Origin of the sequence: Pseudomonas sp. B22129 (assembly GCF_044218875.1) — a bacterium.
Taxonomy (GTDB): domain Bacteria; phylum Pseudomonadota; class Gammaproteobacteria; order Pseudomonadales; family Pseudomonadaceae; genus Aquipseudomonas.
Map to the genome: position 1 here is coordinate 5,977,252 of NZ_CP162592.1, position 19,039 is coordinate 5,996,290.

General features: G+C 56.1%; 17 protein-coding genes and 4 pseudogenes. 11 read left to right on the plus strand and 10 right to left on the minus strand.

Going from position 1 to position 19,039, the window contains the following annotated elements:
• The first annotated feature begins 275 nt into the window (after positions 1–275).
• Positions 276–683, plus strand: coding sequence for a hypothetical protein (locus tag AB4P94_RS27040; protein ID WP_130886755.1), 408 nt, complete (start codon positions 276–278; stop codon positions 681–683).
• On the opposite strand, the gene AB4P94_RS27045 is transcribed toward AB4P94_RS27040, so the two are convergent.
• Complete coding sequence (locus AB4P94_RS27045; RefSeq protein ID WP_016973502.1) at positions 649–906, minus strand: hypothetical protein; 258 nt, start codon at positions 904–906, stop codon at positions 649–651. The two genes, AB4P94_RS27040 and AB4P94_RS27045, sit on opposite strands and share 35 nt — an antisense overlap.
• Here AB4P94_RS27045 and AB4P94_RS27050 point away from each other — a divergent pair.
• The 4 genes and pseudogenes from AB4P94_RS27050 to AB4P94_RS27065 all read left to right on the plus strand — a co-directional run.
• Positions 884–1,457 (plus strand): annotated as a pseudogene (locus AB4P94_RS27050) (transposase); the annotation flags it as partial. The gene AB4P94_RS27045 and the pseudogene AB4P94_RS27050 sit on opposite strands and share 23 nt — an antisense overlap.
• Before the next feature lie 139 nt (positions 1,458–1,596).
• Positions 1,597–4,155: a valine--tRNA ligase gene (gene valS / locus AB4P94_RS27055; protein ID WP_080520669.1), complete on the plus strand. Its 2,559-nt coding sequence runs from the start codon at positions 1,597–1,599 to the stop codon at positions 4,153–4,155.
• Positions 4,156–5,145: 990 nt separating this feature from the next.
• Positions 5,146–5,205: pseudogene (locus AB4P94_RS27060) on the plus strand (hypothetical protein); the annotation flags it as partial.
• A gap of 74 nt (positions 5,206–5,279) precedes the next feature.
• Positions 5,280–5,495, plus strand: a complete 216-nt coding sequence (locus tag AB4P94_RS27065; protein WP_250638331.1) for a 3-hydroxyacyl-CoA dehydrogenase NAD-binding domain-containing protein — start codon at positions 5,280–5,282, stop codon at positions 5,493–5,495.
• On the opposite strand, the pseudogene AB4P94_RS27070 reads toward AB4P94_RS27065, so the two are convergent.
• The 6 genes and pseudogenes from AB4P94_RS27070 to AB4P94_RS27095 form a co-directional block, all read right to left on the minus strand.
• Positions 5,431–6,591 (minus strand): annotated as a pseudogene (locus AB4P94_RS27070) (IS3 family transposase). The gene AB4P94_RS27065 and the pseudogene AB4P94_RS27070 sit on opposite strands and share 65 nt — an antisense overlap.
• A 410-nt stretch (positions 6,592–7,001) precedes the next feature.
• Positions 7,002–7,304, minus strand: coding sequence for a TetR family transcriptional regulator C-terminal domain-containing protein (locus tag AB4P94_RS27075; protein ID WP_016973507.1), 303 nt, complete (start codon positions 7,302–7,304; stop codon positions 7,002–7,004).
• Between the two features lie 14 nt (positions 7,305–7,318).
• On the minus strand, positions 7,319–7,576 hold the full coding sequence (locus AB4P94_RS27080; RefSeq protein WP_051032812.1) for a TetR/AcrR family transcriptional regulator: 258 nt from the start codon (positions 7,574–7,576) through the stop codon (positions 7,319–7,321).
• Between the two features lie 131 nt (positions 7,577–7,707).
• Positions 7,708–7,878 carry a hypothetical protein gene (locus AB4P94_RS27085; RefSeq protein ID WP_395608332.1) on the minus strand — a complete coding sequence of 57 codons (171 nt, stop codon included), beginning with the start codon at positions 7,876–7,878 and terminating at the stop codon, positions 7,708–7,710.
• A 335-nt stretch (positions 7,879–8,213) separates the two neighbouring features.
• Entirely contained in the window at positions 8,214–8,360 is a 147-nt protein-coding gene (locus AB4P94_RS27090; RefSeq protein WP_196775061.1) for an NAD(P)H-binding protein, read from the minus strand.
• Positions 8,361–8,411: 51 nt separating this feature from the next.
• A pseudogene (locus tag AB4P94_RS27095) lies at positions 8,412–9,518 on the minus strand (alkene reductase).
• Between the two features lie 525 nt (positions 9,519–10,043).
• Here AB4P94_RS27095 and AB4P94_RS27100 point away from each other — a divergent pair.
• The gene (locus tag AB4P94_RS27100; protein WP_395611396.1) at positions 10,044–10,256 is read left to right on the plus strand and encodes a LysR family transcriptional regulator; all 213 of its coding nucleotides are present in this window, start codon (positions 10,044–10,046) and stop codon (positions 10,254–10,256) included.
• A gap of 17 nt (positions 10,257–10,273) precedes the next feature.
• Positions 10,274–11,179 (plus strand): LysR substrate-binding domain-containing protein, encoded by a 906-nt coding sequence (locus AB4P94_RS27105; RefSeq protein WP_016973508.1) that lies wholly within the window; start codon positions 10,274–10,276, stop codon positions 11,177–11,179.
• Between the two features lie 25 nt (positions 11,180–11,204).
• Here the strand turns inward: AB4P94_RS27105 and AB4P94_RS27110 are convergent, their stop codons facing one another.
• On the minus strand, positions 11,205–11,555 hold the full coding sequence (locus AB4P94_RS27110) for a RidA family protein (protein WP_016973509.1): 351 nt from the start codon (positions 11,553–11,555) through the stop codon (positions 11,205–11,207).
• 83 nt (positions 11,556–11,638) lie between these two features.
• Positions 11,639–12,961, minus strand: coding sequence for an FAD-binding oxidoreductase (locus AB4P94_RS27115; protein WP_016973510.1), 1,323 nt, complete (start codon positions 12,959–12,961; stop codon positions 11,639–11,641).
• Positions 12,962–13,387: 426 nt separating this feature from the next.
• Between AB4P94_RS27115 and purU the strand changes: the two genes are divergently transcribed.
• From purU to AB4P94_RS27130, 3 genes are all read left to right on the plus strand, one after another.
• Positions 13,388–14,236 carry a formyltetrahydrofolate deformylase gene (gene purU / locus AB4P94_RS27120; RefSeq protein ID WP_016973511.1) on the plus strand — a complete coding sequence of 283 codons (849 nt, stop codon included), beginning with the start codon at positions 13,388–13,390 and terminating at the stop codon, positions 14,234–14,236.
• A 9-nt stretch (positions 14,237–14,245) separates the two neighbouring features.
• Positions 14,246–14,590, plus strand: a complete 345-nt coding sequence (locus tag AB4P94_RS27125) for a tetrahydrofolate dehydrogenase/cyclohydrolase catalytic domain-containing protein (protein ID WP_016973512.1) — start codon at positions 14,246–14,248, stop codon at positions 14,588–14,590.
• Between the two features lie 157 nt (positions 14,591–14,747).
• Complete coding sequence (locus AB4P94_RS27130; RefSeq protein ID WP_016973513.1) at positions 14,748–16,091, plus strand: amino acid permease; 1,344 nt, start codon at positions 14,748–14,750, stop codon at positions 16,089–16,091.
• A gap of 193 nt (positions 16,092–16,284) precedes the next feature.
• Here the strand turns inward: AB4P94_RS27130 and AB4P94_RS27135 are convergent, their stop codons facing one another.
• The gene (locus AB4P94_RS27135) at positions 16,285–17,337 is read right to left on the minus strand and encodes a GlxA family transcriptional regulator (protein ID WP_016973514.1); all 1,053 of its coding nucleotides are present in this window, start codon (positions 17,335–17,337) and stop codon (positions 16,285–16,287) included.
• A gap of 66 nt (positions 17,338–17,403) precedes the next feature.
• Here AB4P94_RS27135 and AB4P94_RS27140 point away from each other — a divergent pair, with 66 nt between their 5' ends.
• Complete coding sequence (locus AB4P94_RS27140; protein WP_395608333.1) at positions 17,404–19,038, plus strand: L-serine ammonia-lyase, iron-sulfur-dependent, subunit alpha; 1,635 nt, start codon at positions 17,404–17,406, stop codon at positions 19,036–19,038.
• Position 19,039 lies beyond the last annotated feature (1 nt).

Here is a 19,039-nt window from a genome sequence, read left to right on the forward strand (position 1 = left end):
AGACGGTAGCCATCAGTCGGCCGCCGCCGTAGGCGAGTACAAGGCCAACCGGTGTCGCAAGATCCCCCGTGTTTACCTCCAACTTCAAGCGATCGATTTCCCGCAGGAAATTCAACTGTTTTTCCAGTGCTAAGACCGTCATGACGCTTACCCTTGTGATTCTGCACTCAGCAATACCCATTCGAAGAGCGTGTAGGTAGGTCCAGGAAGAATAATTTTTATTTGCCTTCCAACTAGTAAACAGTTAAACCCAAGCCGTGTCATAAGGAACTATCATGATCATCATTCCTGCCCTGCTGCCAGCACCTTATGTGTTACCAAAAACCGCAGAAACCGGGAGTTGCCCGGGGGCGAAAGCAGTTGCCGCTGATTTTCCGGCGCTGTTGAAGGAACAATGCCAGCTTACTTCGGCGAGCGTCGACGTCCACAGCGCACCCCGAGACGACATCGGACACGCCAACACGTGTAAGAACGCCTATATTCTCGGTATTCCTTTCGAATGCAGAGTGCCCGCTTCCCTTAATGCCTTGGCGCAGCCCGCAAGCGTGCTCACCTGGATACAGACTGACGTGGCTCGAACGTCGGCGCAGCCGCCCCGGGCCCGGCCTTCTTATAAGCCCGAACCCGTGCTCTCTGACTTCAATCTTTTTAAAGGAAGAGCCTGTCGAACAGGGGCTCAGTGATCACACCGAAGACTTCTGGATCGCCATAGGCGCGCGCCGAAAGCATGGCGCCATGGACCGCTGCCATGAACATCTCTGCTTCGGCACGCGCATCACTGGACAACACCAATACTCCCTGTTTTGCCCCTCGCTCTAGTACAGAGGTTATCCAGGCCGAAAGCGAGCGAAAATGGGCCCGCACCTCCAAAACCACGTCTTGAGGCATCACCGAGATCGGCTGCATGGCACACGCATGCCGTAAGTTCTTCGAACTGCATGCGGCAAACAAAAGCCAACTGGCTGAACAGGCACTTCACTCAGTCGGCGGCCTGTACGAGATCGAGCGGCAAGCCAAAGACATGGACGATGAAGAACGCAGGCGATTACGTCAGGAAATAACGGTGCCCATTGCAGCAAAGTTGCATGAGTGGATGCTGGTTCAGCGCGAGCTTGTGCCAGAAGGCTCAGCGACGGCCAAGACTTTGGATTACAGCTTGAAACGCAGGGTAGCGCTAACGCGCTACCTGGATGATGGTGCTGTGCCCATCGACAATAACCCGGTCGAAAACACGATCAGGACATGGGCGCTTGGGCGCTCCAATTGATTGGTTGTTTGCCGGATCTCTGCGCAGCGGCAAACGAGCGGCCGCGATCATGAGTTTGATCCAGTCGGCGCGGCTCAACGGGCATGATCCATATGCTTACTTGAAAGACGCTGTGGCTCGACTGCCAACACAGCGTGCAAGTGACATCGCCGAGCTGCTGCCGCATAAATGGGCTCCTCAGGTGATGTAAATCTGAATGCATCCTCTTGGACGAGCCGTCAGTTGCATTGAACTACGAGGGTAAACGTTGATTAGGGGGTTTACTTCAAAGGGGATTCAATATAATTTTAAATTGTGCGCACACTAACCGTTGTGCCCCTTGATATTAAATAGGAGGATGCTATGTCACCGTTAAACGTGATGAAGTTCTAAACGATCAAGCTGTCACCCCCTCTCTCGAAAATCTTGAAACACGCTGGTCTCAACGTTGGCAGCTCGAAGGCACTTACGCCTTTGACCACGCAGCCCAACGCGACGCCGTGTTCTCAATTGATACGCCCCCGCCGACGGCTTCAGGCTCGCTGCATGTCGGCCATGTCTTCAGCTATACCCACACAGATATCATCGCTCGATTCCAGCGTATGCGAGGCAAGGCTGTGTTCTATCCCATGGGATGGGACGACAACGGATTGCCTACCGAACGCAGGGTCGAGAATTTCTATGGGGTACGCTGCGACTCGCTGGCAGCCTATCAGCCTGGTTTCAGGCCATCTGAGCCCGCTCCTTTAAAGCGAGGTGACTTTACTGTCATCAGTAGGCGCAACTTCATCGAGTTGTGTCACGAACTGACAGCTATTGATGAGCAAGCATTCCGTGCACTCTTCGTGCAACTGGGCTTGTCCGTTGATTGGAGCCTTTCATATGCCACCATTGATGAGCGCTCCCAACGAGTAAGTCAGCGCGCTTTACTTCGTAACTATCAGCGTGGCGAACTTTATAGCCAGGAAGCGCCTTGCCTGTGGGATGTAACGTTTCAGACAGCCGTGGCTCAAGCAGAGCTTGAAGAGCGCGAGGTCGATGGTGCATATCACGAACTCGTCTTTGAGTCAGCGGATGGTGGCGCATTGAAGGTTGCTACCACTCGGCCTGAGCTACTGATGGCATGCGTGGCGCTGGTAGCTCACCCGGACGACGTTCGCTATCAGGAGCAGTTCGGGCAATCCATGCGCTTGCCGATTTTTGACTTTGAGGTACCGCTGCTGGCACACCCTTTGGGTGATCCTGATAAGGGCACCGGCTTGGTCATGGTCTGCACCTTTGGCGATCTTACCGATGTGATTTGGTGGCGGGAATTGCAGTTGCCAACGCGATCGATACTGGGAAAAGATGGGCGCCTGTTGCTTGAGACGCCTTCCTGGTTGACGACACCCCGTAGCCAGCAAGCCTATGCAGGCTTGGCCGGCCGTAATTTGTCTCAGGTTCGTACACTGCTCGTGTCGATGCTGCGCGACTGCAGCGCCATGCAAGATGAGCCACGACCGATTCGACACTTTGTAAAGTTTTTCGAAAAAGGTGACCGACCTTTGGAAGTTCTCGCCACTCGGCAGTGGTACTTGCGCAATGGCGGACGCGATATGAGCCTGCGGAACTCGTTACTTACCTCTGGCCAGGCGCTGGACTGGCATCCGCCGCATATGCTCAGGCGTTACGAGCACTGGGTCGGTGGTTTGAATGGTGATTGGTTAATCAGTCGTCAGCGCATGTTCGGCGTGCCGATACCGTTCTGGTACAGCCTGAACGCACAAAGCGAAGCGCAATACAGCGCTCCGATTATTGCCTACGAGGAAAGCTTGCCAGTTGATCCGAGCCTGGATACTCCGCCAGGGTATCGGCCAGAACAACGTGGGCAACCGAATGGTTTCATCGGCGAACAGGACATCATGGATACGTGGGCCACCAGCTCGCTGACGCCTCAAATCGCAGGAGGGTGGGGAGATGACGACGCATTGTTCGCCAAAATATACCCCATGGATCTCAGGCCTCAAGGTCACGACATAATCCGCACTTGGCTATTCTCAACTTTGGTACGCAGCCATTTTGAACACCGTTGCGTGCCATGGCGTAATGTCGCGCTCTCTGGGTGGATTCTTGATCCTGACCGTAAAAAAATGTCTAAATCCAAGGGTAACGTGGTGACCCCTCAAGACTTGCTCGACCAGCATGGAAGTGACGGCGTGCGCTACTGGGCAGCCTCAGCGCGGCTCGGCAGTGATACAGCCTTTGAGGAACAGCAGATGAAGATCGGCCGCCGTTTGGCCGTCAAGCTGTTCAATCTATCAAAGTTGGTTCAAGGTTTTGCGAAGGATGACAACGGAGATATCGACCAACCGCTGGATCAGGCCATGCTTAAACGCTTGGACTGCGTAGTCCAGGACGCTACGTTCGCCCTTGAGGCGTACGACTATAGCGTGGCGCTCTCGCGTATCGAAGGGTTCTTTTGGTGGTTTTGCGATGACTACGTCGAGTTGGTCAAGCGTCGCGCCTATCGACCAGAAGACCATTCGGCCCGTAATGCTCTTGCACATGCACTGAGCGTGCAACAGCGACTGTTTGCGCCATTTCTGCCATTTGTGTGCGAGGAAGTATGGCAATTTTGGAATTGCGGCTCAGTGCACAATGCGTCTTGGCCGCAAGGGGATGCTTCTCCTGACGCGTCTAGTGAAAGCTTATTGATGAGTGTTAGTGCCGTGCTATCCGCGATTCGCAAAGCAAAATCTGACAGCCGCCAATCCATGAAGGCTCCGGTAGCACGTGTTGAACTGGTTGACAGTGCTGCGCGGCTTGAAGTGATAAAAGGCGTTCGCCAAGACTTGATCGAAGCAGGTCAGGTTGAGGCTTTGGTGTTTATAGAGGGAACTGAGCAGCAGGTCGGTGTATGGCTGAAGTGACGCATACTTAAAGGCAAGTCTATTCGCGGGGCGATCAAGGAGATCGCTTCGCGTGCACGTGTATAGTCGTCCATCAAACACTTGGTTCATATACCAAACAGAAGATATGCCGTAGTGGTTTGACCTGCAACCAGATCTCATTCCGTCAGGCATCTCAGTAGTTAGAGCTCCTACCTGCCTAGATTGCTGCCGTCAAAGTTATCGCGTTGGGTGGGTTTACCAACCGCTTACCCCACAGACCCGTAGGTGCTGAACTACCGCATACGGCTCCTGCCTTGGATGGGTGACGCGAAACGATCCTCAGGGTAAGGATGTGCACTCTTAGGGCTCGGCATATTGAGGTCAGCAAAGCGTCCAAGACGTGACCATTGAAGCCGATGACGCTGACTGCGACGCTTGTAGGCTTGCCGCTAGAGACGACACACTGCCAGACGAAAACCGCCAAGACATATCAGTTTTCCGGCACCGCGTGGTAATTGAAGTAACCGCTTATCACACGTTTTAGCCATCGCCCTTGAATCCGGATAAGGTCATGACGCCGGCGACTCAACTCCTCACGGATCGCAAGAAGGGTCGCACGCATACACTTTTTGACAGTCAGTGGCAGTACTTGCATACCATGGCGAAAAAGGCGGTGTTAACGATCCACCTCGACTCAGCCAGCCCCCCGCATCGTTTTCCATCCTGCCGAGGCTTTTTCCTCACGCCCAATCCCTCCTAATGCCAATCGTCCGGCACCTCAAACAAACATATTGTGATCTGTAATAACACTAGCTAGCAAGATCCACACGTCACCCGACTTTGTTCCCTTGTATCTGCCAGCAACGCCGGAGGTAGCCAGGGCAATGATGATGGCGAGAGCGAAGTCACAACTCAGAATCACAAATAAAAGAAGTTGGAAACAACTTGAGTACTACATCATCCGCTGCCGCTGGTCGCGAACCTGTCGCTGTTGTAGGTGCAGGCCTGATCGGTAGAGCTTGGGCAATTGTGTTTGCTCGCGCAGGGCACCCTGTACGTTTGCACGACATGGATGAGCAAGCCGTGGCAAGCAGCCACGGCTATATCGAGGCCAGATTGAATGAGCTCGCTGAATTCGATCTACTGAATGACACCCGTCCACCGTGCTGGAGCGCATTACCTGCGTTGCGGATCTGGGTGAGGCGTTACGGGACTCTGTTCTCATGCAAGAAAACGTGCGAGAAACCGTCGAGGCTAAGATCGACATCTTCTCTCGCATGGACGCCTTAGCTCCAATGAATCGCCCCGGATTCTCTAGATACCTTGCAAGTTCATTACGTAACGCTTTTCAAACTCTACCGGCGACAGCTTATTGTTGAAACCATAACGACGTTTTGCGTTGTAGTACATCTCGATGTAATCGAACACATCGCTACGAGCATCCTCCTGCGTGGTGTAAGTTTTTCGTTTGATCCGCTCCCGCTTTAGAAGCTGAAAAAAGCTTTCGGCCACGGCATTGTCATGGCAGTTGCCACGACGACTCATGTTGGCGACTAAGTTGTTCGCCTTCAAAAAGCTGCGCCAATCGGAGCTACTGTATTAGCTGCCCTGGTCGCTGTGAACCATCACTTCCTGCTTCGGCTTTCGTCTCCAAACCGCCATCAATAACGCATCAATGGCCAAATCACTGGTCATTTGCGACTTCATTGACCAGCCAACGACCTGACGAGAAAACAGATCCAGCACCACAGCCAAATACAGCCAGCCTTCATGCGTACGAATGTAAGTGATGTCGGTGACCCAAACCTTGTTGGGTTCCACGACATCGAACTGGCGCTTCAGCAAATTGGGTGAAGTGACCGGTGGCTTACCGCCGTATTTTCCAGGGGGACGTCGATACCCTGTCTGAGAGCGCAGCCCTTCAAGACGCATCAGTCTTGCCACACGATGGCGGCCACACACTTCACCCACTTCGCGCAGATCGTCATGGATTTTTGCGATAGCCATAAACGCCGCCACTTTCCAGCCATGAATGCTTGATCAAACCCAGCAGTCGCTGGTCGTCTTTGGCGCATGAAGATTGCGGTTCAGACAACCAGGCGTAATAACCACTGGGATGGACTTTCAGCGTCTGGCAAAGCCGTCGAATGGAGTTCGCCCGCGCGCTGCGTGATAAAGGCGTACTTCAGCCGCACTCCTTGGCAAAGTACGCGGCGGCCTTTTTAAGATGTCTCGCTCTTCAGTGACACGCTTGAGTTCCGCTCGCAGGCGACGCAGTTCAGCGTACTGATCATCATCCTGCTGGCGCTCCTCTTGAAATTTGCTGTAGCGCTTTATCCAGGCATGGAGGCTGTGCGCCGACACGCCAAGACGGGCCGCCACATCGGCGACGGCTAGCCTCTTTTCGGTCACTTGATTGACCGCTTGGATTTTGAATTCTCGGGGTAACGTGGGTTGTTCATGGCACCTCCTGATTGGCCTCAGTTTAAGGCAAAGAGGTGTCTAGGAAACTCGGGGCGATTCAATCCGTCGTCGACGACGAATCACAGAAGATGAAGATTCCAGGCCCCAGGATGACTCGCCGCAAGCCTGCTGCGGGCATGGCATTGAAGAAATTGGACAACCTGGTTGAGGTCCTCGGCTTAGCACGCTCCGTTTTAAAAGCGACTATCCAATCCTGTTCGCCTGGGTGTACCGGTAGAGGCTCAGTCTGTGCTGGCAGTCCTCCCGAACTTGTAATTACCCCGCCATGCTCGGAGTGAATCGACACCTGAAAGAACGCATGCCCGATCTGATCGTTGGCCAACTCAAAAGCTGTCTGGAGCAGTAGCGCTGCACACGGAAATCCATCGTTAATAATATATCGAATGTACTTCACACGTTGTTCAGCCGAAGAAGGTGGGGAAGACGACGAACTCAAACTGCTCAAGAACGTCTTGGTCACGTTCGACCTTGGCGCGCAGGATGGTCCCTTCCCATGCACTGACCGGAAAGCTAACGACCGCCTCTGCAGGTGCAGGGGACTTCAGTTTTCCGGCCCCGCCGGCCTGTTGAATACAGGTCGCGAGCGCATCAGTCCAAGCCTTGTACATGCCTTTCAGTCGCGCCCTGACGTCGTCATTGCGCGCCATCTCAGCACTGAAGTTACCAATCAGGCATCCCTTCTGAAATTCTTGGGCGACCACCATGTCGGCGTATGCCTTTAAGTGATCACGCAGACGCACACTGGATCGACCGAAGGGTCCAGAAGACGCGCACGGCGTTCCGCCCCGCCTTCCCAAAAACGCTCCAGCACAAAGAGTGCAAGCGCTTCCTTGCTCTCAAAGTGGTTGTAGAAAGAGCCCTTGGGTACGCCGGCTGCGCGGGTGATGTCTTGCACTGCACAGCCGTTGAAACCGCTCAGGTGAAGCGTCTCAAGCCCTGCATCAATCAGTTGTTTACGAACACTATGTCTTGCCATGGGAGATACGCCTATCGAGCCTGAATAATATGACCAGTCATCTCCAAGTCAAGCTGAACCCGTCTGACTTACGTCGGGCGTAAAAACCCACTGGCAACACCATCCCCATGTTGCCGCCAGTGGGGCATTGCCTAGTAGCCGATGGTGAACCGTGCGCGCTCGTGCTCAGGATGTTCCAGTTCATTCACCACAGCGATTGCGTAGTCCTCAAAATAGATCCAACAGCGACCCATGCCATCCTGGATGACATCGTCTTTACCCAAGCGATACGGCCCGGTGCGCACACCTGGCTCGATCAACATCGCAGGACTGAAGTAGGTGCAGTTTATGTCGGACTCACGCAGCACCTTAAAGGTTTTGACGTGCGAGGATGCAATCGGAACATACTATTGCGGCCAGTGCCCCGACTCCAGCACGGTTACCCCAGGTTTGAACCAAAGCGAGCCGGCGCCGCCTGCAACCAGCACCTGCGGGACCTTGGCGATCTCAACGGCTTTGATAACTAGCTCAGTGACGCTGACCAGTTCGTCGGTATAGGACAAATCAGAGAAATAGCGCTGATCTTCCTTGTATGGACCGTAGGCGCTTACAACCGCGTCAAAGCCAGAAATGATGTCGGCCAGGCGATCGGCGTTACTCAGGCCGTTTTTTTTATAGTGTTGATGCTGCTGGGCAGCTTTTCTGGCCTGCGGGCGACGGCGGTGACATCGTGGCCGCGGCTCAACAACTCGCTGATGACAGTGCGGCCAATCCGGCCGGTGGCGGCAAGAACTACAACTTTCATATTAAAAAGCCTCCAAGTATGAGGACGACAAGCTGCAGTGATCGCAGCACTTCAATTTGAAGCTGCGCCATCACTCAGCGTTGGGTGGTCGGTGTAGTGTTTAGCGCCCCCTCCGTAGAAGGTCGAGCGGTCATAGGCATTCAGCTACGCGCCCTGACGGAAGCGCGCTGGAAGATCGGGGTTGGCAATAAACTGCCGGCCGAAGGCAACGGCGTCAGCACGACCTTCGAGAATCGCTTTTTCGACCGTCTCCCGGGTGAAGCCTCCAGCTAGGATCAGTGTCCGCGGCTAGAACTCTCGGAGGGCATCGACATTGTTCGGTGTGCCGGTCTCCATGCTGTCACCGGTGCGGGCCTCAATCAGGCTCACATAGGCCACATTCAAATTGTCCAGACTGCTCAGCACGTACTAGTACAAACCGATTGGGTCTGCGTCTCCGACATCGTTGTAGGTGCCGAACGGGGAAAGACGGACTCCGACTCGATCAGCACCCCAAACATCGATGGCCGCCTTGGTGACTTCCAACAACAGGCGAACTCGGTTCTCAACGGAACCACCGTAGGCGTCGGTTCGGTGGTTGGATTTGGAGTGAAGGAACTGCTCCAGCAGATACCGTTGGCACCGTGGACTTCAACACCATCGAAGCCAGCGGCCAGAGCCTTACGTGCCCCTTGGCGATATGCCTTGACGATCCCTGGGATCTCATCGAGTTCCAAGGCGCGGGGCGTCTCGTACGGTACGGTTTTCCACTCCGGCGTCAGGGATTGTTGATCGGTGATCGGAATTGCAGACGGCCTAACAGGCAATACCCGCCTGGTTGGAAGCTGGAGTGCGGGGACCGCCCTACGTGCCAGAGTTGTTGGAAGATGATGCCGCCATTCTTGTGGACGGCCTCGGTTACTTTCTTCAGCCAGCCACCTGCTCGGCGGAGTGAATGCCTAGTGTGGCAGGGTAGTCCTCTCCATATGGAGTGACCTGGGTCGCCTCCGAAATGATCAGCCCACCTGGTGTGGCTCGCTGACTGTAGTACTCAGCAGCGTGCTCGTTGGGGACATTTCCCTCAGCGGCGCGCATACGGGTTAGTGGCGCCATCACCACGCGGTGCGACAGCTTGTACTGGCCCAGTTTGACAGGGGAAAGAAGCGTGGAATCGATCATCAAGACTCTATCCAGTTAGGGTGAGAACAGAGCGGACCTAGGTCGGAGGCGATCGGTGTGCCCGCATGATGAAACTAATACGACCGGCCATATTGATTCCGTCAACAGCTTTCCGGCAGACTTCGGACACGTCCATAGGCCCCCTCTTCAGCTGAAAAGGGCAGCGTAAGGCGTGCCGATGACGTCTTTGATCATGAATATCTCAGACATCCACTTCGACGAGCGGTGAGTACTTGTCTGAGGTATCGATATTTTTAAAAAGGTGAAATTTACGATATACCAGCAAATTAAAAAGCCTGATACATGAGCAAAAGGAATAGCTGTATGACTTAGTGGGATACGAATATTTCTACTTAGGCTCTGTAATCTTTCTGAGTAATTATGTAGATTTAAATAATTACATCTTGAGAGACCGCCATGAGCACAGCCCTGCCGACGCTGCAAGCCATCCATTACTTTGAGGCGGCCGCCTGACACCGCAGCTTTACAAGGGCTGCCGAGGAGCTTCACATCACGCAAAGCGCTATCAGCAAACAGATATCTAACTTAGAGCAGAGCTTAGGGATTGTTTTGTTCGAGCGCACCCGAAGAGGTTCCGATCTGACATTAGAAGGGTATATTCTTCTCACAACTACTCAAACCATTTTGAAGAACTTAGAGCGTGTATCGACTCATTGCATAGTCAACAGGGCACGATTGAAAACTGAAAAATTGATTATAGTTGATCTTGAGTATTAGAGCCAAAGGTCCTTGGTATGGATAAAAACACCAAAGCACTCCCCCCAGTGGGTCCTCTGGTTTTCTTCGAAGCTGTAGCTCGGACAGGCAGCTTTACGCTGGCCGCCGAGGAGCTGTTCATCACGCAAAGCGCCGTCAGCAAGCAGGTGAAGAAGCTGGAGGACAACCTTGGGTTTGCGCTGTTTACACGCAAGTACCGCGGGGTTGTGCTGACCGAACCTGGGCGTGAGCTATACGAAGGTGTGCAGCCGGCGCTAGAGTCTTTCCGCGAAACCGTCCAGCGGGTGCGCAAATGGTACGACCAGAACACCATCAGCGTGGTGTGCACGCACGCGGTCGCTCACTACTACCTCTTCCCCAAACTCGCCCACTTCCAGCAGCAGTTCCCCGACATTACGGTCAACGTGGTGGCCACCAACCAGCTTTCCGCCCCACTGTGCTTGAACTATGACTTCGGCATTCTCTACGGTGCGGGGGAATGGACAGGCCTTTCCGGTGTGAAGTTGTTCGATGAGATCGTGTACCCCGTTTGCAGTGCAAAATTCGCCGCCGAGCAGGTGGAGTCACTTGATGACCTGTTGAAGCTCCCGCTGGTCCAGATCGACAACGAGGGCTGGAATATCATGAACTGGAATGACTGGCTCGGGCAGTTCGGGAAGACGTTCAAGCCTACCGGCAAGGTCATCACCTACAACCAAGTCACCTTGGCCTTGAACGCTGCGGAAAGAGGATTGGGGATCGCTCTGGGCTGGGAGTTCATGGCTAGAGAGATGATCGAGAAAGGCGCTGTGAAGGCGTTGCAGCAGTTCGAGCTAAAGACCGGCTTCTCAGACTTCCTCGTTCACTCGAACAAGGCCAAGCTCTCGAACGCATGCAAGATTTTTGAGGAGTGGCTGCTGCAATCAACCGCTGACGACCGATAACGGTGTCAGCGGTTAGCCTTCAGGCTTACTCGGCCACGTAGGCGAAGGCCTGTACCTCGACCACGTAGCCGCCGGCAACGAGTGCGCTCTCGACGCAGGCGCGCACCGGCTTTGGTCGGCCATCCAACCACTTCTCGTAGACAGCATTGAAGGTCTCGAATTCGGCGATGTTGGTCAGCCACACCTGAACACGCACTAGGTCATTCAGCGTGGCGCCGACTTCCTCCAGCAAGCCAGTCACTTTGCCAAGGACTTCAATGGACTGCTCTTCCAGTGAAGCCGCAGTATTGGTAGCGACCTGACCCGCGGTCTCTACAGTGCTCCCGTAACGGACGACCTGGGCTATGAGGTGGTTTTCGTGAAGACGTTTGATCATTCGATCCTCTCTGCAATGGATGAGTGCTGACCCAGCCCGCCGGTATCAAAGCCGGGCGGGCTATGTGCAGCTAAGGGTAGTCCTTAGATATCGCCACCAGCGTTGCTGGATTCGTGCTTGAGCCGAATGCCGGCCCCGATGGCCTTCAGGGGATCAGGCGGTACCCAGGACGGGTTGCTGTTATCGAAGATGAAATCCAGCTCTTCACTTGGGATGCCGCAGATGTAGTCGGCCATGTAGTAGCCGAGGTAGGTGCCCTTGGCCACACCTACACCGTTGCAGCCAACGATGGTGTAGACGCCTTCTGCGGACTTCTTGAAGACCGACTGGTGATTCAGCGTCATGCACAGCATCCCGCCCCAGGTGTATTCAAAATTCTTGTGGGCCAAGAACGGGAAGCGCGCCTCGTAAGACCGGCGGTGCTGCTTGAAGGCCATTTCCAGGCCCTCGGCGTTGCTGTTCAAGCTGCGCTCGTAGTTGAGCGAGTTGCGCACGAAAATACGCCCGTCAGTGGTGAAGCGCACGGTGGTTCCGGCTGGGTGCGCGGAAGTGGTGCCCCATGGCTTTACGCCGTCGAAGTACTTCTTCAACTCGTCCGGTGTCAGCTTTTCGGTAAGGCTCGCGTAGGTGAAGATCGGTGCCAATCGATTCTGCAGGTGGCCGAACTCCTCGTTGAACGAACTGGTGGTCTGGATCACGGTGCTAGCTTCGATCGAACCGCCCAGGAAGTTGAGCTTATGCGGCGAGCCATACTCACAGCTGACCACCGGGCTGTTTTCGAACAAGGTGACATTTTTGGGCAGCGCAGCAGCCAGGCCTCTGATCAAGGAAGAAGGGTTGATCAGGATGTTACCCGGCGTGTACACCGCCATGCGGTAGTAGTCAGTACCCAGTCGCTTCTTCAGCGCAGCGCCTTCCACGACCTCGTACTCAAAGCCGGAGGCCTTCAAGGTCTCGACGAAGTGGTCCAGGCCGGCGACGTTGCTCTGCTCATGGGCGGACATGTACTTGCCGGCGTTCTGCCAGGCGCAATCGATGGAGTGCTTGTCCTTGAGGGATCGTAGGCGCTCGATGGCGAAGTTGTTGAGCTTGAACAGCTTGTGGTCGTGCTCGACGTTCGACTTGCCAGCATCCAGGTTGTGCGGCACATCGATCACGAAGCCTGCATTGCGGCCGGACGTGCCTTGCCCAACACCCAGCGCATCCACAATCGCGATTCTTGCACCGGGATTCAACTCGGCCAGGCGCTGCGCCACTGCAACGCCCGTGTAGCCGGCGCCAATCACGGCGTAGTCGAACCTCTTCCTGCCTTTGAGTCTTTCACCCAGCTTCTGCCCATGGGACGGGGATGTTTCATACCAGCCCAAGTTTCCGTCGACGATCGGGAACTTACTAATCTTTTGCATGGCTACCTCCAAAGGTGTTGTTGCAAGCATCCAGTAATCACCAATGGCTGACTAACGAAAAAACGGCATTTAGGTATTCCAGATGCTCATATTTCAACGGAAGGCTGCATTACCCTGCTCCGGTAAAGAAAGGCCAGTAGCACCTAGGCGGCGCGATTACTGCGACCCCTTCTTCGAAACCCTTCTAGCGCAGAGCTTTGAGATTCCTCACTCTAGGGCCAGCCGGTGACCCTGGGCGTGTCACTGTGAAAAGTATTCCATTCCAGAATCTATGGATTCCAACATATCCGTTGTTTTCGCTTATCTAATCCTCGATAGTTTCCTCGCAGCAACTCAATGAACTAACCACAAGCATCCATCACTTTGCTTGAGGGCCGCTGCTGCCGTAAGTCCGCGAAGCCGCTTCAATTGCTCCCTGAGGTATCCATGAGCAAACTGATTTTGACGCTCGTCTGTAATGATCAAAAAGGGATAGTTGCCGCCGTCGGAAATTGTATTTCTGTTCAATCGGGCAACATCACTGAGTGCGGCCAGTACGTTGACTCGGCCAACAACAAATTCTTCATGCGCGTCTGCGTTGAGCTCGGCCAGGGCGTCGCCCTGAGCGATTTCCGTGAGGTTTTTTCCTTCGTGGCGAGTGCCTATGGCATGCAATGGCAGATCTACGATGCAGCGTCCAAGCCGCGCGTGATGATCATTGTGTCCCAACTCGGCCACTGCCTGAATGACCTGCTCCATCGGCACAGCATTGAGCAACTGCCGATGGAACTTGTGTCCATCGTGTCGAACCATGAGCACTTTCGTCGCAGAGCCGAGCATGAGGGCCTGGCCTTCCACTACCTGCCAGTGACTCCCGCCAACAAGCAGGAGCAGGAGGACAAGCTGCTCGAAATGGTTCGAGACCAGCAGATCGACTTGGTAATCCTTGCCCGCTACATGCAGATCCTGAGCGATGACCTTTCACGTGCCCTCGCTGGACACGTCATCAACATCCATCACTCCTTCCTGCCTAGTTTCAAAGGCGCGCGTCCGTACCACCAGGCGCACAAGCGCGGGGTGAAGCTCATCGGGGCAACCGCCCACTACGTTACTGCGGACCTAGATGAGAGGCCGATCATCGAGCAAAACGTGCAGCGCATCGATCATGCCGCGACCGCGGAAGACCTTGTGGCCATCGGACGCGACACGGAGTGCCAAGTTCTGGCCCGTGCCGTGAAACTCCACCTCGAACACAGGATTCTGCTCAATGACGATCGCACAGTTATTTTCCACTAAGCCCCCCAAGTGATCCGCAGCAAGGCGATCGTCGAGCGCATCCTGGCCGAAGTGCGAACAGCTGTTGTCCAGCATTCAATCGCACCAGGACTGGCGGTGGTGCTTGTCGGTGAAGATCCAGCCAGCAGGGTCTATGTACGTAACAAGAGCGCCCAGGCCGAAGCCTGTGGGTTCAATTCTCGCCAGTTTGAGTTGCCAGTCTCGACCAGCGAGGTCGAACTCCTCGACTTGATCAACTCCGTGTCACGCCACGCCCGGGCAATCACCCCCGTCCCCGGCGGCGCTGGCCCTATGACCATTGCCATGCTCATGCGCGACACACTGGAGGTCGCTCTCAATCAGAACGAACAGTGACTTCCACCATCCCAAGCTTTTCCGCGTGCAACACATAAGGCTGCTGTGACCGGCAGCCCACAGAGCCACATATTAACAACAATAAAGGTGTAGCCATGTCCACTTCTGTATCTGAGCAGGTGCGCTCGCGCACGGCTTCAAACAACGACATATCACGATGCTTTCCATCGCCGGCGTGATCGGCGGGGGCCTATTCAGCGGTTCCGGTCATGCGATCGCAGCTGCAGGTCCTGCCGCCATCCTGGCCTACATGATGGCGGGGGCACTAGTGGTACTCGTCATGCGCATGCTCGACGAGATGGCCATCGCCTCTCCGGACACCGGGTCATTTTCCACCTATGCAGATCGTGCCATTGGCCCATGGGCCGGCTTCACCATCGGTTGGCTGTACTGGTGGTTCTGGGTGCTGGTCATCCCGCTTGAGGCCATCGCTGCAGCTGCAGTCCTCAATACCTGGTTCCCCGGCATCGAGACGTGGGTGTTCGCTTTCAGCATCACCGCATTGCTGACCATCACCAACCTCTTCAGAGTCGGCAAGTACGGGAAGTTCGAGTTCTGGTTCGCCATGCTCAAGGTGATCGCGATCATCGCCTTCATCGTACTCGGCGGCCTGGTGCTGTTCGACTTCCTGCCGAACCGTGAAGTCATCGGGCTCAGCACCCTGGTCGCTCAGAATGGCGGCTTCATGCCCAATGGGTTCGGCGCGGTCATCGGCGCACTGCTGACCACCATGTTCAGCTTCATCAGTATCGAGGCGGTGACCATCGCTGCGGCGGAGTCGAAAGATCCGGCGCGCAACATCGCCAAGGCGACCCGTTCGGTGATCTGGCGAATCTGCCTGTTCTACCTGGTGTCGATCTTCGTAATCATCTCGATCGTTGCCTGGAATGACCCGCAGTTGCCGGTGCAGGGCTCATATCAGCGCGCGCTGGAGATCATGAACATCCCACACGCCAAGTTCCTGGTCGACATCGTGGTGCTGGTAGCGGTCTCCGGTTGCTTGAACTCAGCGATCTACATCTCCTCGCGCATGGTCTTCTCGCTGGCTAAGCGGGGCGATGCGCCAAGTGTCATCCGCCGCACCACTCGCAAAGACGTACCAGCTTTTGCAGTAGTAGCCAGCACGGTCATCGGACTGCTGACCACTGCATTGAACTTCTTCGCACCGTCAGAGGTGTTTGGTTTATTGCTGGCATCATCTGGCGCGATCGCTCTGCTGGTCTACCTGGTGATCGCGATGTGCCAGCTGCGCATGCGTTATAAGCTTGAGCGCAGCAACACGCCGATCGCGCTCAAAATGTGGATGTTCCTGGTACTGACCTGGCTGGCAATCGGCTTTATCGTCGCCGCGCTGACCACGATGGTCGTGCTGCCTGAGCACCGCAGTGAAGTGACAGCCACGGGTCTGCTGACGTTGCTGACGGTCGCGCTAGGCTTGATCTCGCAGAACCGTAGGAAAACAAAAAACTCAGCAGGGGCCCAGAGTGCGCTGAGTAACTGATCCAGCTGCTAGAGCGCCCTTATCCCAAGCTTGGGAGAGCGCTTCACCGTAAAGCTAGCTGGCTGTCAGCATCGACCTGAGCCCGGTTGGGTCGAAGGGCGGGCCTAGCTCGCCGTCTGGGAGCAAATCTTCGCAGGCTTGAGCCCTCCAGCGTACCGATGATGCTTTTGGACTTATAGTGGTTTGCAGTCCGCTATGACGGGGCACGCGCTTGGTCCCGCCACCGCGATGGTAGCATTCCGTACGCTTGAGCAAACTGCCGATTGAAATGTGATAAGTCAGTAAACCCGGTCTCGTATGCCACCTGCGTGACCGGGTGCGCTGTGCTTTCCAGCAACCAGCACCCCTGCTCCAGCCTGACACGCCGGTAATACTCCGAAGGTGTCACTCCCAGATATTTCACGAATAGCCGTGAAAGCTGCCGCTCCCCGATGCTCGCCTTCTCGGCGATCTGCGCAATCGTCAGCGGCGCACGGATATATTGATGCATGAGGAACACCGCCCTGCGTACCTTGCCGTCGAGTGAAAAGGCTTTCGAGTCCGAGTGCAGCAATGGGATCTGCGGATGGTTGGCCTCGCGCATCTGGTCGGAAATCAGGTGCCTCAGGCTCTTCGTCGCACGGTCAACGCCGCAGTGGCGGCTGACCAGATACAGCGCCAGATCCATCGTCGATGTGCCACCCGCGCAAGTGATAATGCCTTTGTCGACGATGAATATTTCATCGGTCACGGGGATCGACTCAGGGAAGTACTCTTGGAATTCGGTGTAGTGATACCAGTGAACGCTGGTGTGCACGGCGTCCATCAACCCCGCCTTGGCCAATGCGAAGGAACCAGTGCAGGCTCCGACCAGCACTTTCCCTGTCGCCTGGGCTGTGCGCAGGTACTCCAGCACTCGGCGATCGTAGTCCAGAGGCCGCGGTACTCGCCCGCCCACTACCACGATGTAGTCGAACTGCGCGGGGTCCTCAAGTGTGGCCTCCGGCCGTACTTCCAGCCCGCAACTGGCTTTAAGCATCGATCGATCAGCGGCCATCAGCTTCCAGCGGCACAGTACCTGATCACTCTTGTCGCCTCGATCGGCCGCGTGCCGCAAGACCTCGACGAGGCCGGAAAACGCCATCAGGGTAAAACCTGGCAACAGCACAAACCCCACCGACAGGCCGGGCACGCTCACCACCGGCAGATGGTCGTCCACCGGAGAGGGAAAATTCAGCCTGGGAATATTCATCGTCAGCATCCTCATGGCGGATGTCCGGATAATACCTGCTGATGTCGCCTGTGTACTCATATTAACTAAACTTTCCCCCTTATGATTTTTTCAACGGGCACGCCTGAGTCCGTCCATAACTCCAAGACCACATCAGTAGAAGCGTTCATGACCCAAGACATCAGCCTGCTAAATACTGTCATCGGCCCCGTGATGCGTGGCCCTTCCAGTTCTCACTCCGCTGCGCCCTACATGATCGGCCGGACCGTGCGGGAACTGGCGCTCGCCCCAGGAGAGCAGTTGAGGTCGGTGGTCGTCCATTTCGACCCATCGGGCTCATTTGCCGAGGTTTACAGCAATCAGGGCAGCGATGAAGGGTTTGCCGCCGGGCTGGCGGGTGTGACCATAACCTCCGAGGCTTACAAGCAGGCCTTGCAGCGCGTTCGCCGAGGGCAGGATTTCGAATTCGCGATCCGCATCGTGCCGCTGGAGCGCAACGACCATCCGAACCGGGTCGATCTGCACGTCTGCGTCACCGGCATCCAAGCCCATGAGCGCACCGATGTGTTCGAGGGCGTGTCACTCGGTGGTGGTACCTTTCTGGTCACCCACCTCAATGGCCAGCACATCAATGTGGACGGCGCCGCGTACACCCTGATCGTCGAACACGAAGGAGCGGTAACGAGCGACCTGATGTTCTGCCTTGAAGGCTCGCAGGTAGCGCAGCGCCGAAGGCTCCACGACATGACGATCTGCGCCCTGACAGCCGCGCCGTCGGCCCGGATGCTCGCCGACCTGCGCGGGCAGGCTGGCCTGCGTCGGGTGCGTCTGGCCAGCCCCACCCAGGAAGTAGTGTGCAACCGCGAACGCACCTTGCTGGGCGCAAGCCATCTGCTGCAATGTGTAGCAGCGGACGCCGACCTGGCCGACTATGCGACGGCCTACGAATGCGACCGGCTCGGGCTGGACGTGGCCACTGTCCAGCAGCGGTTCGATGAACGCGTGCAACTGATGGCCGCCTCGGTGGAAGCTGGCTTGGCCAAAGAAGACAGCGCCGGCATGAAATACCTGCGCCCGACGGCCCGCCGATTTTCCCGCACCCCGTTGCCGGAGCCGCTGGAAAGCAGCTTCCTCAAGATCGCGATCGCCGGCGCGCTGGCTGCCATGGAAGAAACCACCAGCCGCGGCGTTGTCTGCGCCGCGCCCACGGCAGGCAGCGCCGGTATCGTACCCGGTTGTCTGCACGCACTGCGCGCATTCGGCGCCAGCTACCACGCCCTGAGCGACAGCCTGAAAGTGATGGCGCTGATTGGCGCGCTGTTCGCGGTGCGCGGCTCCTACGCCGCAGAAATGGGCGGCTGCTCCGTGGAAACCGGCACCTCGGCGGCCATGGCGGCGGCTGGCATCACCCACTACTTCGGCGGTACACCGGCGCAGATCCTTACCGCTGCATCGATCTGCCTGATGAACACCCTGGGGCTGATCTGTGACCCTGTGGGCGGCGAAGTGGAGATCCCCTGCCACGCCCGCAATATCGCCGGTGTGGGCCACGCGTGGAGCGCCAGCACAGCAGCCTTGGGCGGCTTCGATGCGGTTATTCCCTTCGATGAACTGGTCGAGCAGACCGTCAAGGTCGGCGACATGATGCATCCCGACCTGCGCTGCACAGCACGCGGCGGTTGCGCCACCACGCCCTCGGCGCTGCGCTTGGTCGCTGTCAAGAACCTGGAGGCCTGAA